Source organism: Ramlibacter sp. PS3R-8 (genome assembly GCF_037572435.1).
Classification (GTDB): Bacteria; Pseudomonadota; Gammaproteobacteria; order Burkholderiales; family Burkholderiaceae_C; genus Ramlibacter.
The window spans coordinates 378,574-394,925 of sequence record NZ_JBBHGT010000003.1 but is presented as its reverse complement, the minus strand read 5'-3'; the positions used below and the strand labels follow the sequence as shown (position 1 = coordinate 394,925).

The 16,352-nt window shown below is 67.8% G+C and carries 13 protein-coding genes; 7 read left to right on the top strand and 6 right to left on the bottom strand.

Going from position 1 to position 16,352, the window contains the following annotated elements; all coding sequences use genetic code 11:
• Positions 1 to 5: 5 nt before the first annotated feature.
• The 3 genes from WG902_RS13285 to WG902_RS13275 are packed head-to-tail and all read right to left on the bottom strand — an operon-like array spanning position 6 to position 2,573.
• Positions 6 to 878, bottom strand: coding sequence for an ATP-binding protein (locus WG902_RS13285; protein ID WP_340060566.1), 873 nt, complete (start codon positions 876 to 878; stop codon positions 6 to 8).
• Positions 875 to 2,101: a bifunctional glutamate N-acetyltransferase/amino-acid acetyltransferase ArgJ gene (argJ, locus tag WG902_RS13280; protein ID WP_340060565.1), complete on the bottom strand. Its 1,227-nt coding sequence runs from the start codon at positions 2,099 to 2,101 to the stop codon at positions 875 to 877. The genes WG902_RS13285 and argJ overlap by 4 nt, the downstream gene beginning before the upstream one ends.
• Before the next feature lie 37 nt (positions 2,102 to 2,138).
• Positions 2,139 to 2,573: a rhodanese-like domain-containing protein gene (locus WG902_RS13275; protein WP_340060564.1), complete on the bottom strand. Its 435-nt coding sequence runs from the start codon at positions 2,571 to 2,573 to the stop codon at positions 2,139 to 2,141.
• Between the two features lie 189 nt (positions 2,574 to 2,762).
• On the opposite strand from WG902_RS13275, the gene WG902_RS13270 reads away from it, so the two are divergent.
• The 4 genes from WG902_RS13270 (at position 2,763) to icmF (ending at position 9,997) form a co-directional block, all read left to right on the top strand.
• Entirely contained in the window at positions 2,763 to 3,884 is a 1,122-nt protein-coding gene (locus tag WG902_RS13270) for a TRAP transporter substrate-binding protein (protein ID WP_340060563.1), read from the top strand.
• Positions 3,885 to 3,970: 86 nt separating this feature from the next.
• Positions 3,971 to 4,624, top strand: coding sequence for a TRAP transporter small permease subunit (locus WG902_RS13265; RefSeq protein ID WP_340060562.1), 654 nt, complete (start codon positions 3,971 to 3,973; stop codon positions 4,622 to 4,624).
• Entirely contained in the window at positions 4,625 to 6,595 is a 1,971-nt protein-coding gene (locus tag WG902_RS13260; RefSeq protein WP_340060561.1) for a TRAP transporter large permease, read from the top strand.
• 108 nt (positions 6,596 to 6,703) lie between these two features.
• Complete coding sequence (gene icmF / locus WG902_RS13255) at positions 6,704 to 9,997, top strand: fused isobutyryl-CoA mutase/GTPase IcmF (protein ID WP_340060560.1); 3,294 nt, start codon at positions 6,704 to 6,706, stop codon at positions 9,995 to 9,997.
• Positions 9,998 to 10,138: 141 nt separating this feature from the next.
• Here icmF and WG902_RS13250 read toward each other — a convergent pair whose 3' ends face one another.
• Positions 10,139 to 11,239, bottom strand: a complete 1,101-nt coding sequence (locus WG902_RS13250; RefSeq protein WP_340060559.1) for a 3-deoxy-7-phosphoheptulonate synthase — start codon at positions 11,237 to 11,239, stop codon at positions 10,139 to 10,141.
• Positions 11,240 to 11,274: 35 nt separating this feature from the next.
• On the opposite strand from WG902_RS13250, the gene WG902_RS13245 reads away from it, so the two are divergent.
• Entirely contained in the window at positions 11,275 to 12,066 is a 792-nt protein-coding gene (locus WG902_RS13245) for an alpha/beta fold hydrolase (protein ID WP_340060558.1), read from the top strand.
• Here WG902_RS13245 and WG902_RS13240 read toward each other — a convergent pair.
• A complete protein-coding gene (locus tag WG902_RS13240) occupies positions 12,029 to 12,412 on the bottom strand; it encodes a DUF192 domain-containing protein (protein ID WP_340060557.1) in 384 nt (127 codons plus the stop codon). The two genes, WG902_RS13245 and WG902_RS13240, sit on opposite strands and share 38 nt — an antisense overlap.
• A gap of 167 nt (positions 12,413 to 12,579) precedes the next feature.
• Here WG902_RS13240 and WG902_RS13235 point away from each other — a divergent pair, with 167 nt between their 5' ends.
• On the top strand, positions 12,580 to 13,740 hold the full coding sequence (locus tag WG902_RS13235) for an MFS transporter (protein ID WP_340060897.1): 1,161 nt from the start codon (positions 12,580 to 12,582) through the stop codon (positions 13,738 to 13,740).
• A gap of 22 nt (positions 13,741 to 13,762) precedes the next feature.
• Entirely contained in the window at positions 13,763 to 14,548 is a 786-nt protein-coding gene (locus tag WG902_RS13230) for an SDR family oxidoreductase (protein ID WP_340060556.1), read from the top strand.
• 28 nt (positions 14,549 to 14,576) lie between these two features.
• On the opposite strand, the gene WG902_RS13225 is transcribed toward WG902_RS13230, so the two are convergent.
• Positions 14,577 to 16,301 carry a methyl-accepting chemotaxis protein gene (locus WG902_RS13225; RefSeq protein ID WP_340060555.1) on the bottom strand — a complete coding sequence of 575 codons (1,725 nt, stop codon included), beginning with the start codon at positions 16,299 to 16,301 and terminating at the stop codon, positions 14,577 to 14,579.
• Positions 16,302 to 16,352: the final 51 nt, after the last annotated feature.

Sequence of the window (16,352 nt, the reverse complement as noted above, 5' to 3'; positions counted from 1 at the left end):
CGGACTCACGCGTGATGCCGGCCCGCGTAATCGCGCGCGAACTGGTAGGCCACGCGGCCGCTGCGCGATGCGCGCTCCAGCGCCCACACCAGCGCCTCCGGCCGCGCCGCTTCGACGTCCTTGGGCGGCACGCCGAAGTGCGCCAGCCACGTCGCCGTGATGTGCAGGTATTCATCCTGGCTGAAGGGATAGAAGCTCACCCACAGGCCGAAGCGCTCGGACAGCGAGATCTTCTCTTCCACCACCTCGCCCGGATGCACCTCGCCGTCCTCGGTGTGCGTGTACGTGAGGTTCTCCTTCATGTACTCGGGCAGCAGGTGGCGGCGGTTGCTGGTGGCGTAGATCAGCACGTTGGGCGTGGCGGCGGCGACGGAACCGTCGAGGATGGACTTCAGCGCCTTGTAGCCGGGCTCGCCCTCCTCGAAGCTCAGGTCGTCGCAGAAGATCATGAACTTCTCGGGCCGCCCGGCGACCACCTCCACGATGTCGGGCAGGTCCACCATGTCGGCCTTGTCCACCTCGATCAGCCGCAAGCCCTGCTTCGCGTACGCATTCAGGCAGGCCTTGATCAGCGAGGATTTGCCCGTGCCGCGCGAGCCCGTGAGCAGCACGTTGTTGGCCGGATGCCCTTGCACGAACTGCTCGGTGTTGCGCTGGATCTTCTCCTTCTGCGGGTCGATCTCCTTCAGGTCGTCCAGCGAGATGGGCGCCACGTGTTTCACCGGCTCCATCACGCCATGCCCGCTGGAGCGCTTGCGGTAGCGCCAGGCGATCGCCGCGTTCCAGTCGGGCGCGGTCAGGGGCTGCGGCAGGATCGCCTCGATGCGGTCCAGCAGCTGGGTGGCACGCGCGATGAGCGCGTCGAAATTCGATGTCATGAGCGGTAGTCGGCGTTGATGGTCACGTACTCGTGGCTGAAATCGCAGGTCCACACCTGGTCGGCGGCCGTGCCGCGGCCGAGGCCGACGCGGACCGTGATCTCCTGCTGCTTCATCACGCGCTGCCCGTCCTCCTCGCGGTACGACGGGTTGCGGCCGCCGCGCGTGGCGACGTGGACGTCATCCAGGAACAGCTCGATGCCGGCCTGGTCCAGGTCGTCGATGCCGGCGTAACCCACCGCCGCCAGGATGCGGCCCAGGTTCGGATCACTGGCGAAGAACGCGGTCTTCACCAGCGGCGAATGCGCGATGGCGTAGGCCACCTTGCGGCACTCGGCCGCGTCCTTGCCGCCTTCCACGCGCACGGTGATGAACTTGGTGGCGCCCTCGCCGTCGCGCACGATTGCCTGCGCGAGCAGGCGGGACACCTCCAGCATCGCGTCCTCCAACACACGCCCGGCCGGCGAATCGAAGGACGTGATGGGCGGATGCTTCGCCTGCTGCGTGGCGATGACGATGAAGGAGTCGTTGGTGGACGTGTCGCCATCCACGGTGACGCGGTTGAACGAACCCTCAGCCAGGTCGAATGCAAGTTTCGGCAACAGCGCCGCATCCACCTTGGCGTCCGTGGCCAGGAACCCCAGCATCGTCGCCATGTTGGGGCGGATCATTCCGGCGCCCTTGCTGATGCCGGTCACGGTGACGGTGGCGCCATCGATCTTCACCTGCCGGCTGAACGCCTTGGCCAGGGTGTCGGTGGTCATGATGCCCTCCGCGGCCTTGAGCCAGTGCCCCGGCTGCGCATCGGCGATGGCGGCCGGCAGGCCACGCTCGATGCGGTCCACGGGCAGCGGCTCCATGATCACGCCGGTGGAGAACGGCAGCACCTGCTCGGGCGCCAGGTTGAGCGCCTGGGCCGCCGCGATGCACGTCGTGCGCGCACGCACGAGGCCGTCCTGGCCGGTGCCCGCGTTCGCATTTCCGGTGTTGATCACCATCGCGCGGATGTCGCCGCCGGACAGGTGCTCGCGGCACACCTGCACCGGCGCGGCGCAGAAGCGGTTCTTCGTGAACACGCCGGCCACCGCCGCGCCCGCATCGAGCAGGAACACCGTGAGGTCCTTGCGATTGGCCTTGCGGATGCCGGCCTCCACCACGCCGATGCGCACGCCGGAAACCGGGTGCAGCGAGTCCGCGCGCGGGGCGCCGAGATTGACTGCCATGGATGGAACCTTGTCTTCGTTGATGAAAGCGCCGGGCTCAGCCCTGGCGCCAGGGCAGGCCGCGCATGCGCCATCCGCCCTTCTTGTTGCGGTGGCCCTGCTCGTCCGGATCGCCCTCGAAGCCTTCGAGGATGTTGTACGCCTCGATGCCGACCTCGGTGGCGCGCCTGGCAGCGGCGATGGATCGCACGCCGCTGCGACACATCAGCACCGCCTTCTTGCCGGCGGGCACCATCGCCTTGAGCTTCTCGCCGAAGCCGGGATCGATCTCCATGCCGGGCCAATGCTTCCACTCGAGCGCCAGGGCGCCCGGGATGAAACCCACCCAGTCGCGCTCGGCGTCCGTGCGGATGTCCACCAGCACGGCGTCACCCGCCTGCCACCAGCGGCAGGCCAGCTCCGGAGACACGTCGCCGGCGTAGCCTTGGGCAGGCCGGGGTTGGTCGCCGGTTGAGGACGGGACAGCATTCATGCGGGCGATTTTGCCAGCGTACCGTACGAGTCCCGGAACAGAGTGACGAGGGCGCTGCTCAGGTGCAGACAGCCAGACGTCAGGAAACGAGCGCCTTCCGCGGCGCCGCTCCGCGTAAACCCTATTACCGGTTCACCAACCGGAATCAAAGATAGCTTGCTAACCATTCCAACGTCAAGGAGACCCCCCATGTCCGATCCCAAGACCCCGCGCCGCCGCAGTTTGCTCAAGGGCGCCGCAGTTGCCGCGGGCGCGATGTCCGCTCCCATGGTCGCTGTCGCACAGACCACGTCGCTTCGCTTCCAGAGCACGTGGCCTGCCAAGGACATCTTCCATGAGTACGCCAACGACTTCGCGAAGAAGGTCAACGACATGGCGGGTGGCCGCCTGAAGATCGAGGTGCTGCCCTCCGGCGCCGTCGTGCCCGCCTTCCAGCTGCTGGAAGCGGTGAACAAGGGCACGCTCGACGGCGGCCACGGCGTGGTGGCCTACCACTACGGCAAGAACTCCGCGCTGGCGCTCTGGGGTTCGGGCCCGGCGTACGGCATGGATCCCAACATGGTCCTGTCCTGGCACTATTACGGCGGCGGCAAGGCGCTGCTCGACGAGATCTACAAGTCCATCAACATGGACGTGGTCTCCTACCTGTACGGCCCGATGCCCACGCAGCCGCTGGGCTGGTTCAAGAAGCCGGTGTCCAACGTGGCGCAGATCAAGGGACTGAAGTTCCGCACCGTGGGCCTGTCCGTGGACATCTTCACCGAACTGGGCGCGGCGGTGAACCCGCTGCCCGGTGGCGAGATCGTGCCGGCGCTGGATCGTGGCCTGATCGACGCGGCGGAATTCAACAACGCATCTTCCGACCGCGCCCTGGGCTTCCAGGACGTGTCGAAGAACTGCATGCTGCAAAGCTTCCACCAGTCCGGCGAGCAGTTCGAGATCCTGTTCAACAAGACCAAGTACAACGCCCTGCCGGCGGAGCTCAAGGCCATCATCGACTACGCCGTGCAGGCCGCCAGCGCCGACATGAGCTGGAAGGCGATCGACCGCAACTCCAAGGACTACATCGAACTGAAGACCAAGGACAAGGTCAACTTCTACAAGACGCCCGACTCCATCCTGCGCGCGCAGCTCGACGCCTGGGACAAGGTCATCGCCAAGAAGCAGACCGACAACCCGCACTTCAAGAAGGTGCTGGACTCGCAGAAGGCCTTCGCCGAGCGCGCCGGCCAGTGGCAGAACGACTACATGGTCGACTTCAAGATGGCCTGGAACCGCTACTTCGCCAAGGCCCAGCCCAAGAAGGCCTGACCGGACCTCGCGTCCGCCAGCCGGCCAGCGGGGGAACCCTCCCCCCGCTGGCCGTTTTTGCAACCGGAGGGGACGCGAATCGAACGATGACAACCGAGAAACTGCTGCAGGGCGTGGACGCATTCAGCACCTGGATCGGCAAGGCCTTCGCCTGGCTGATCGTGGCGCTGATGCTGCTGGTGTGCGTGGAGGTGTTCAAGCGCTACATCCTGAACATGCCGACGGCCTGGGTCTTCGACGTCAGCAACATGCTGTACGGAACGCTCTTCATGATGACCGGCGCCTACACCCTGGCGCACGACGGCCACGTGCGCGGCGACTTCCTGTACGGCAGCATGCCGCCGCGCCGGCAGGCCGCGATCGACCTCGCGCTGTACATCGTGTTCTTCCTGCCCGGAATCCTTGCCCTCACGTGGGCCGGCTGGATCTACTTCGGCGACTCGCTGCGCATGCACGAGACCACCTTCAACGCGACGCCGCTGCCGATCTACCCCTTCAAGTTCTTCATCCCGCTCGCCGGCGCCGTCGTGCTGGTGCAGGGCATCTCGGAGATCGTCCGCTGCATCGTGTGCCTTCGCACCGGCGCATGGACGCCCCGGCTGAAGGACGCGCAGGAGATCGACGTGGTGGAGCAGCAGCTCGCCAGCAGCACGTACGTGGACGAGGCCGCCAAGAGGGACGCGATCGCCCGCTCCAGGAACATCGACGAAATGGCGCGCCAGCGCATGGAGCAGGAGTAAATGAGCGCGCTCTTTCCCTTCATCAGCGAGTCGGCCCTGGGGCTGACCATGCTGATCCTGATCATCGTGGTGATCATGATGGGCTTCCCCACCGCGTTCACGCTCATGGGGCTGGGCATCATGTTCGGATGGGTCGCCTTCTACGACCCGAACGTCCACTTCTGGGACAACCGGGTGTTCGACCTGATGGTGCAGCGCGCCTTCGGGGCGATGAACAACGACACGCTGATCTCCATCCCGCTGTTCGTGCTCATGGGATACGTGATGGAGCGCGGCGCGCTGGTGGACAAGATGTTCCACAGCGTGCAGCTCGCCTTCCGCAGCCTGCCCGGCTCGCTGGCGGTCACCACGCTGATCATCTGCACCTTCTGGGGCATCGCGTCGGGCCTGGTCGGCGCCGTCGTCGTGCTGATGGGCGTGATCGCCATGCGGCCCATGCTCAATGCGGGTTACGACACGCGACTGGCAGCCGGCGTGATCACGGCCGGCGGCACGCTCGGCATCCTGATCCCGCCCTCGGTCATGATCATCGTGTACGCGGCGGTGGCCGGGCAGTCGGTGGTCAAGCTGTACGCGGCCGCGATGTTCCCCGGCTTCTTCCTGGCGCTGCTGTACCTGATCTACGTGATCGGCTGGGTGATGATCAACCCGAAGATCGCGCCGAAGCTGCCGCCGGAGCAGCAGCGGGTGCCGATCCCCGGCTGGCTGGACCAGCTCTCGGCGACTTACTCCCGCCGCGTGCTGCCTTCCCTGATGCGGGCGATCGCCGTGCCGCGCCGCGCCCTCGTCGGCGACGGCGGGCGGCCGGTGCGCCGCGGGGCGCTGCTGGGCTCGCTCGTCACCGCGTTTGTCCCGCTGATCCTCATGCTGGTCATTCTCGGCACCGTCTGGTGGTACGTGGTGATCTACTCGCAGAAGACGGAGCCGCCGCCGATGGTGGACGCGCCGGCGGTCACGTCGGCAGCGCCCGCGGCCACCGGGGGGGTCCAGGAACCGCCCGCGTCGGCCGGCCTGCAGGAGCCGCCGGCTGCCGGTGGCCTGCAGGAACCGCCGGCGGAATCGTCCGCCCTGCGGGAGCCTCCCGGCGACACCGATGCGCTCAAGGAGCCCCCGGGCGCCCAGTCGGACAACGGGGTCCGGGAACCGCCGGGCTCGGGCGACGGTGCGCGCAGCCTGAACACGGTGACGGACGACGGCCCGCCGCCGGTGCCCCAGGCTTTCTACACGGGCTTCTGGATCGCCTGCGCGCTGGCCGCGGCGCTCCTGGCCTGGTACTACCGGCGCTTCGACGCGGAGCAGTTCGAGATCCTGCGGATGCTGACCTCCTCCGTGATGCCGCTGGCCATCCTGACCTTCGTGGTGCTGGCCGTCATCCTGTTCGGAATCACCACCGCCACGGAGTCGGCGGCCGTCGGCGCCGCGGGCGCGTTCCTGATGGCGTGGCAGGCCCGCACGCTGACCTGGCAGAAGATCAAGGAGGCCGTGTTCCTCACGGCCAAGACGACGTCGATGGTGTGCTGGCTGTTCGTCGGCTCCGCGATCTTCTCCGCGGTGTTCGCCATCCTGGGCGGCCAGGCCCTGGTCGAGCGCTGGGTGCTGAGCCTCGACCTGTCACCCATCCAGTTCATGCTGCTGTCCCAGGCGATCATCTTCGTGCTGGGCTGGCCGCTGGAGTGGACCGAGATCATCGTGATCTTCGTGCCGATCTTCCTGCCGCTGCTGCAGCACTTCCAGATCGATCCCATGCTCTGGGGCGTGCTGGTCTTCGTGAACCTCCAGGCCGCGTTCCTGTCGCCGCCCGTGGCCATGTCGGCCTTCTACCTGAAGGGCGTGTCGCCGGCGCACGTGACGATCAACCAGATCTTCGCGGGGATGATGCCGTACATGTTCATCGTGATCATCTGCATGGTGCTGATGTACATCTGGCCGCAGCTCACCCTGTGGCTGCCGAACTACCTCTACGGCAAGTAAGGGCCGGGCCGGCGGGAAGAAGGGCGGCCGCGGCCGCCCTTTTGCCGGGTTCAAGTTGACGTTGACGTAAACGTCAATTAGGCTCCGGTCTCCCCGGAGACAATTCCCATGACCGACCTGTCCGCCGAATTCAAGGCGCTCGCCAGCTATCGCCCCACGCACAAGGTGCGCTTCGTCACCGCTGCCAGCCTGTTCGACGGCCACGACGCGGCCATCAACATCATGCGGCGCATCCTGCAGGGCATGGGCGCGGAGGTCGTCCACCTCGGCCACAACCGCAGCGTCGACGACGTCGTCACCGCGGCGCTGCAGGAGGATGTGCAGGGCATCGCCATCAGCTCCTACCAGGGCGGCCATGTGGAGTACTTCCAGTACATGGTGGACCTGCTGCGCGAACGCGGCGGCGCGCACATCCAGGTGTTCGGCGGCGGCGGCGGCGTGATCGTGCCCTCCGAGATCCAGCAGCTGCAGGACTACGGCGTCGCCCGCATCTACAGCCCAGAAGACGGGCAGCGCATGGGCCTGGCCGGAATGATCGGCGAGATGGTGATGCGCTGCGACCGCGATCTTTCGCCGCACGCACCGACGACGCTGCAGGCCATCCAGGGCCAAACGCAGGAGGCATGGCGCTCGCTGGCCCAGCTGATCACCGCCGTCGAGGCCGGAACCGCCGACGCCTCGCTGATGCAGGCATTGCGCATGCAGGCCGACACGGCGAAGGTGCCCGTGCTGGGCGTCACCGGAACCGGCGGCGCCGGCAAGTCGTCCCTCACCGACGAACTCATCCGCCGCCTGCGCCTGGACCAGGACGACAACCTGCGCGTGGCCATCATCTCCATCGATCCTTCCCGTCGCAAGACGGGAGGCGCGCTGCTGGGCGACCGCATCCGCATGAACGCCATAGCGCCCTGGCAGCAAGGTCCCAGGGTCTTCATGCGATCGCTCGCCACGCGTGAATTCGGCAGCGAGATCTCCGCGGCGCTGCCCGACGTGATCGCCGCCTGCAAGGCCGCCGGCTTCGACCTGGTGGTGGTGGAAACCTCCGGCATCGGCCAGGGCGATGCGGCCATCGTGCCGCACGTGGACGTGCCGATGTACGTGATGACGCCCGAATTCGGCGCGGCCAGCCAGCTCGAGAAGATCGACATGCTGGACTTCGCGGAGTTCGTTGCCATCAACAAGTTCGACCGCAAGGGCGCCGCCGACGCACTGCGCGACGTCGCCAAGCAGGTGCAGCGCAACCGCGAGGCCTGGGGCAAGCGGCCCGACGAGATGCCGGTGTTCGGCACCATGGCGGCGCGCTTCAACGACGACGGCGTGACCGCGCTGTACCAGGCGGTGAAGCCGCGACTCGCAGAACTGGGCCTGCCTGTGCGCGAGGGTCGGCTGCCGGCGGTGGCCGTACGCCACAGCACCAACCAGACGCCGGTGGTGCCCGCCGCACGCACGCGCTACCTGGCGGAGATCTCGGACACCGTGCGCGGCTACAAGCAGCGCGTACGCGCGCAGGTGACGCTGGCGCGCGAGGTGCAGCAACTCAAGGAAGCGGCGCGCATGCTCAAGGAGGAGAAGCCGAACCGGGCTCCCGCCGCCGAAGCTTCCCTCGACCTGGCCGGCCAGCGCCTGTCGCGCATGGACAAGGACGCGCTGCACCTGCTCAAGCAGTGGCCCGACATGCAGAAGGCGTATGCAGGCGACGAGTACGTGGTGAAGATCCGCGATCGCGAGATCCGCACCAAGCTCACCTGGCAGTCGCTCTCCGGCACCACCGTGCGCAAGGTCAGCCTGCCGCAGTACGAGGACCATGGCGAGATCCTCAAGTGGCTGATGCTGGAGAACGTGCCCGGCAGCTTCCCCTACACCGCGGGCACCTTCGCCTTCAAGCGCGAGAACGAGGACCCGACGCGCATGTTCGCGGGCGAAGGCGACGCCTTCCGCACCAACACCCGCTTCAAGCTGCTGTCGGCCGGCATGCCGGCCAAGCGGCTGTCGACGGCCTTCGATTCGGTCACGCTGTACGGCAACGACCCCGATCCGCGGCCGGACATCTACGGCAAGGTCGGCAACTCCGGCGTCTCGATCGCCACGCTGGACGACATGAAGGTGCTGTACTCCGGCTTCGACCTGTGCGACCCCGCGACCTCCGTGTCGATGACGATCAACGGCCCCGCGCCGACGATCCTGGCGATGTTCATGAACACCGCCATCGACCAGAACCTGGAGAAGTTCCGCGCCGACAACGGCCGCGAGCCGACCGACACCGAGGCCGCGAAGATCCGCGAATGGGTACTGGCCAACGTGCGCGGCACGGTGCAGGCCGACATCCTGAAAGAGGACCAGGGCCAGAACACCTGCATCTTCTCCACCGAGTTCTCGCTCAAGGTGATGGGCGACATCGCCCAGTACTTCGTGCACCATGACGTGCGCAACTTCTACTCGGTGTCGATCTCGGGCTATCACATCGCCGAGGCCGGCGCCAATCCGATCTCGCAACTGGCCTTCACGCTGTCCAACGGCTTCACCTTCGTGGAGGCCTATCTCGCGCGCGGGATGCACGTCGACGATTTCGCGCCCAACCTGTCGTTCTTCTTCAGCAACGGCATGGACCCGGAATACACGGTGCTGGGCCGGGTGGCGCGGCGCATCTGGGCGGTGGCGATGAAGGACAAGTACGGCGCCAACGAGCGCAGCCAGAAGCTGAAGTACCACGTCCAGACATCGGGGCGCAGCCTGCACGCGCAGGAGATCCAGTTCAACGACATCCGCACCACGCTGCAGGCGCTGATCGCGATCTACGACAACTGCAATTCGCTGCACACCAATGCCTTCGACGAGGCGATCACCACGCCGACGGAAGACAGCGTGCGCCGGGCGATGGCGATCCAGCTGATCATCAACCGCGAGTGGGGCCTGGCGAAGAACGAGAACCCGAGCCAGGGCGCCTTCATCATCGACGAGCTCACCGAGCTGGTGGAAGAGGCCGTGCTGGCGGAATTCGAGCGCATCGCCGAGCGCGGCGGCGTGCTCGGCGCGATGGAGACGGGCTACCAGCGCGGGCGCATCCAGGACGAGAGCATGGCCTACGAGATGCTCAAGCACACCGGCGAGCTGCCGATCATCGGCGTGAACACCTTCCGCAATCCGCACGGCGATGCCGTCGCGCAGAAGCTGGAGCTCGCGCGTTCCACCGAGGAAGAAAAGCAGGGCCAGTTGAAGCGGCTGCACGACTTCCACACCCGCAACGCGGCGCAGGCGCCGGCCATGCTGAAGAAGTTGCAGCAGGCGGTGATGGACAACGGCAACGTGTTCGAAGTGCTGATGGACGCGGTGCGCGTGTGTTCGCTGGGGCAGATCACCAGCGCCCTGTTCGAGGTGGGCGGGCAGTATCGGCGCAACATGTGAGTTGAATCCGGATACCGGACGCAGAAGACGCAGAAACTACGCAGAAGACGCAGAAAAAACCAAAGAGGGTTTTGGATGTCCTTCTGCGACTTCTGCGTAACTTTTGTGACTTCTGCGTCCGGCTGTCCGCTCCCGTAACCCTCAAATGCTCCGGCGCTTGCGTGAGGCTGCCGCCAGCTCGCGCAGCACTTCCTCCGTTTCGTCCCACCCAATGCAGCCATCAGTGATGGATACGCCGGGCGCCAACGGAACACCGGGCTTCAGGTCCTGCTTGCCCGCCTGCAGGTGGCTCTCGATCATCACGCCCAGGATCCGCTCCTCGCCGGCGGCGACCTGCCGCGCGATGTCGCGCGCCACCTCCGGCTGGCGCCGCCAGTCCTTGGCGGAGTTGGCGTGGGAGCAGTCCACCATCACACGCTCGAGCACGCTGGCCTTGCGCAGGATCGCAGCGGCGGCGGCGACATCGGCTGCCCGGTAGTTCGGCCCCGGGGTGCCGCCGCGCAGGATGATGTGGCAGTCGCCATTGCCCGCGGTCTCGAAGATCGCGACCTGGCCCATCTTGGTCATGCCCATGAACGCATGCGAAGCGCTGCACGCCACCAGCGCGTCGGCGGCCATCTGCACGCCGCCGTCCGTGCCGTTCTTGAAGCCGATCGGGCAGCTCAGGCCGGAGGCGAGCTGGCGGTGGCTCGGGCTCTCCGTGGTGCGCGCGCCGATGGCGCCCCAGCTGATCAGGTCGGCGATGTACTGCGGGCTGAGCAGGTCCAGGAATTCGGTGGCCGCCGGCAGCCCCATGCGTGCGATGTCCAGCAGCAGGCCGCGCGCCAGGCGCAGGCCCTCGTTGATTCGGAACGTGCCGTCCAGCCGCGGGTCGTTGATGTAGCCCTTCCAGCCCACCGTCGTGCGCGGCTTCTCGAAGTACACGCGCATCACCAGCAGCAGGTCGTCGCGCAGCGTGTCCGCCAGGGTATGCAGGCGTTGCGCGTATTCCAGCGCCTGGCCCGCGTCGTGGATGGAACACGGCCCGACGATGGCCAGCAGGCGGCGATCGCGGCCGTGCACGACATCCGCCACCTGCGCGCGGCTCGATTCGACGAACGCCTGCACCTGGTCGTCGGCCGGCTGCTCGTACTGCAGCAGCGCGGGCGAGATCAGCGGCCGCACTTCGCGGATGCGGACATCGTCCAGGCGAGTGGCCTGCGGCATCTCTTCGGCGCCCTCGGGGGGTGCGGGGTGGGTCATGGTGGGCTCCTGAGCCTGCACTATATTGGCAGCCCATGGCCTTCGCTTCCCTCATCGCCGCCGGCCGGCCGCTGCGCATCGAGTACGAATGGGTGGGCCACGCGCCCGGCCCGGCCCCGCTGCTGGTCTTCCTGCACGAGGGCCTGGGCTCCGTGGCCATGTGGCGCGACTTCCCGCAGCAGCTGTGCGCCGCCGTCGGCGCGCGCGGCCTCGTGTATTCGCGGCCCGGCTACGGCCGCTCCACGCCCAGGCCGGCCGACGAGCACTGGTCGCCGGACTTCATGCATGTGCAGGCCCGCGAAGTGCTGCCGGCGCTCCTGGATGCGCTGGGCGTGAACGAGCGGCCCTGGCTGTTCGGGCACAGCGACGGTGGCAGCATCGCATTGCTGCATGCGGCGGCCTTCCCCGAGGCCGTGCAAGGCCTCGTCGTGCTGGCGCCGCACATCTTCGTGGAGGAGGTGTCCATCAGGAGCATCGGCAAGGCACGCGACGCTTACCGGCACACGGACTTGCGGCAACGCCTGGCGCGCTACCACGACGATCCCGATTCCGCCTTCCATGGCTGGAACGACGTGTGGCTCGATGCCGCCTTCCGCGGCTGGAACATCGAGGACGCGCTCGGCACGATCCGCTGCCCGCTGCTGGCCATCCAGGGGCTCGATGACGAGTACGGCACGCTGGAGCAGATCAGGGGGATCGCGCGGCGCGTGCCGCACGCGCAACTGCTGGAACTGCCGGCGTGCGGCCACTCACCGCATCGGGACCAGCCGGAGGCGGTGATCGCCGCCGTCAGCCGTTGCCTGCAGGCAGGAACACCGGCCCGGTGATGCGGCGGCCGGGCGCGATGCCGCGCTCGTCGAACCAGCCCTGGTTGACTTCCAGCACGTAGCGCACGGGGTGGTCCGAGGACTCGCCGTCCAGGTCGTGGGGCTGCAGGTCGGCGATCTTCAGGATGGTGCCGTCGTTGTCGAGGAACGCGATGGACAGCGGCAGCGGCGTGTCCTTCATCCAGAACTTCTGCACCGCGCATTCGTCGCAGATGAAAAGCATGCCTTCGTCCTCGGGCATCTCGCGGCGGTGCATCAGGCCGAGCGCCCGTTCTTCCTCGGTACGGGCGACGTAGACCTGCATCGTGTGGTCGTCGGCGGTGAGCAGGACGCGCGGAAGGTTCATGGTGCGTGGGCGGTTTCGTTGCCGTCATGGTCGCCCGGCCACGCTGGCCGATCCGTAGGAGGAGGCCGATGCCTGCATGCGGCGATGTACGATTCCCCGTGCCCTCTGCTCTCTCCCCCGCTCCCCCCACCGCAACCGCCTCACCCGCCGCCATCCGCGCGGCGATCATGCTGCTGTCGCTGGCTTCCTTCTTCAGCGGCGCCGCGCTGCGCATCTGCGACGGCCTGCTGCCTCGCCTGGCGGCGGACTTCGGCGTCACGCCGGGCACCGCGGGCCGGGTGGTCCTGACCTTCTCGATCGCCTACGGCGTGGCGCAACTCGGCTTCGGTCCGCTGGGGGATCGGTACGGCAAAGCCAGGCTCGTGTGCGGCGCGATGCTGGGGTCCGCGATCGGCGCGACGGCGTGCGCCCTGGCGGGCGGCTTCGATGCGCTCGTGTGGCTGCGCGTGTTGTGGGGCCTGAGCGCTGCCGGCGTCATTCCGCTCGGGATGGCCTGGGTCGGCGACGCCGTGCCGTACGAGCAGCGGCAGGCCACGCTGGCGCGGCTGTTGATGGGAACCCTGTCGGGGATGATGGCCGGCCAGCTCGCTGGCGGCCTGTTCGCGGATTCCAGCTATGGCTGGCGCGGCGCTTTCGCGTCGCTGGCCATCGGCTACGTGGCGATCGGGACGCTGCTGCTGGTGCGGCTTCGCCGCATTCCTGCCGCGCCGCCGGTGCGCACCGTGGGCCGCTTCGGCTTCGCACGGCAGCTCGCCGCGGTGGTCGCGGTGCCATGGGCGCGGGTGGTGCTCGCCTCGGCGCTGGCGGAAGGCATTTTCCTGATCGGCCCCCTGGCCTTCCTGCCGGCGTACCTGCACCACCGTTTCGGCCTGGCGCTGTCCAGCGCTTCCGCGATGATCGCGCTGTATGCGGTCGGTGGCCTGCTGTATGCGATGTCCGCGCGGCACATCGTGCGCCGGTTCGGCGAACAACGCATGGTGTGGGCCGGCGGCGCCGGGATGGGCGCGGCGTTCGTCGCCTTCTACCTGATGCCGGCCGGATGGATCGCGGCGCCGGTGGCGCTGGCCATGGGATTCGCCACCTACCTGTTCCATAACACGCTGCAGACGAACGCCACGCAGATGGTGCCGGCCGCGCGCGGCAGCGCCATGGCCGTGTTCGCTTCGTGCCTGTTCACCGGCCAGGCCATCGGCGTCACGCTGGCCGGCTTCGCCTTCGACCATGCGGGCCCCGCGGCACTGCTGCTGGTGCCTGCCGTGGCGATGTCGCTGGCGGGCGCCGGATTCGCCATGGCGCTGCGCCGGCGCGCCAGCCTGGTCGTACGCTGACGGCAACCCTGAGGAGATTTCCATGGACCTGCAACTTCAAGGCAAGCACGTTCTCGTCACTGGCGGCAGCCGCGGCATCGGACTCGCCTGCGCACGCGACTTCCTGGCCGAAGGCTGCCGCGTCAGCCTGGTGGGCCGCAACCCGCAGCACATGGAGCACGCGCTCGCTTCCTTGCGCGGACAGGGTGAGGTCGCAGGGGCCTGCGCAGACCTGGCGGACGCGGCCGAGGCCATGCGCGCCGTCGAAGGTGCCGAGGCCCGGTTCGGCCCCATCGACGTCCTGGTGAATTCCGCCGGCGCGGCCAGGCGCACTCCTTACGATGAACTGCAGCCCCAGGCGTGGCACGACGCGATGCAGGCCAAGTTCTTCACCTACATCCACGTGATGGACCCGGTGGTCAAGCGCATGGGCCAGCGCGGCGCGGGGGTGATCGTCAATGTGATCGGCATGGGCGGCAAGGTCGCCACCACCACCCACCTCGCCGGTGGAGCGGCAAACGCCGCGTTGATGCTCGCAACCGCGGGCCTGGCCGCCGCGTGGGCACCGCATGGCGTGCGTGTGAACGCCGTCAACCCGACCCTCACGCTGACGGACCGGCTGTCCGAAGGCTTCGCAGTCGATGCGCGCCTGCGGCAGGTGAGCGTGGAAGATGTCAGGCGCCAGGCGGAATCGAAGCTGCCTCTCGGCCGGATGGCGACGCCCGAGGAAGTGTCGTCGGTGATCCTGTTCCTCGCCTCGCCCCGCGCCTCGTACGTTTCTGGAGCGATCGTCTCGGTGGACGGGGCCAACAGCCCGCTGGTGGTCTAGGAGGCTGCGCGGCGCAGCGGCCGCGCGCTCAGAACTGCTTCCAGCTCCCGTTCGCACTGCGCGGCGTGTTCGCGTGGGCAGTGGCGAGGACCCCCGCATACGCGGGCGGCAGTTGCACGGCGGCGGGCCGCACGTTGATGCGTTCCGGCGCCGCGTGGGTCATGTGCGCCTTGGGAGGCTGGCTGGCTTCGGCGGCCGCCTGCTCCTTGCCGTCCTGCTGCAGCCGGAAGCGCGACACGCTTTGCAGCAGCGATCCCGCCTGCTCGCGCATCGACTCGGTGGCCGCGGTCGCTTCCTCGACCAGCGATGCGTTCTGCTGCACCACCTGGTCCATCTGCGTCACGGCGGTGTTCACCTGCTCGATGCCGGCGCTCTGCTCCTGGCTCGCGGCGGCGATCTCGGCAATGATGTCGCTGACCTTGCGCACCGACTGCACGATCTCGTCCATGGTGCTGCCGGCGTTGCCCACGAGCCGCGTGCCGGCGTCCACCTTGCTCACCGAGTCGGCGATCAGCCCCTTGATTTCCTTGGCGGCCGTGGCGCTGCGCTGCGCAAGGCTGCGAACCTCGGCTGCAACCACCGCGAAGCCGCGGCCCTGCTCCCCGGCACGGGCTGCTTCGACGGCGGCATTCAGGGCGAGGATGTTGGTCTGGAATGCGATCCCGTCGATCACGCTGATGATGTCGGCGATCTTCCGCGACGAGTCCGAGATGCCGCTCATGGTGTCGACCACCTGGCCCACCACCGTGCCGCCCTTGCGGGCCACGTCCGCGGCGTCGGCCGCCATCTGGCTGGCCTGGCGGGCGTTGTCGGCGTTCTGCGTCACCGTCGACGTCAGCTCCTCCATCTGGCTGGCCGTTTCCTCCAGCGTCGAGGCCTGCTCCTCGGTGCGCTGCGACAGGTCCAGGTTGCCCTGGGCGATCTGCGCGCTGGTGTCGGCCACGGCGTGGGCGCTGCCCGACACCTCGCCGACCAGCCGGCGCAGGTTCTGGGTCATGACTTCCAACGCGCGCAGCAGGTCCGCCGTTTCGTCGGTGCCCTTGCCCGACGCCACCTCGGTGGTCAGGTCGCCGGCCGCGATGCGCTTGGCCGCCCGGATGGCCTCGTCGAGGCGCGCCACGATGGCGCGGCTCATGACCAGCGCCACGGCCACGGAGACCACCGTTGCGGCCAGCAGCAAGGCCGCAAGGAGCATCAGCAGGCGGCGGGATTGCGCCGCGGCGGCCGTGTAGCTGTCCTGGGCCAGTTGCTTCTCGATCGCCACCAGCCGGTCCAGCTCCTTGAGCATGGCCTGGAAGTGGTAATCGGCGCCCTGCATCGCCATGGCGCCCATCGCCACCTCGATCGAGCTGATGTCGATGGCGTCATCCGCCAGCTTGCGGTACTTCGCCACCATGGGAAGCACGGCGTCGAGCGCCTTGCGCTCCTCGCCGGTCACGTGCGGCTGCGCGCGGTACTTCGCCAGGGAAGCCGCCACGCCGTCGATCTTCTGCCTCTGCGTGGTGACGGCCTGCTTGATCTTGTCTTCGCTCAGGTTGGCGATCCACGTGAACAGGCGATACACGTTGGAGTGCACCTCGCTCATGTCCTGCGCGGCATCTCCCACCGTCGTGACGCCGACCATCCGGCGGTTGGTGAGGTCCTCCAGGACCCGGTTCTGCTCAGCCACGGCCGTGTACGCGATGCCCCCGAACGCCAGCAGGAAGGTGATGGCGATGCCAGGGGCGATCAGGATCTTGTGCCAGGTTTTCATGGACGACTCACTTCTGGGGAATGCTGTTGGCGCCGGTCTGTCGCCGGGGTC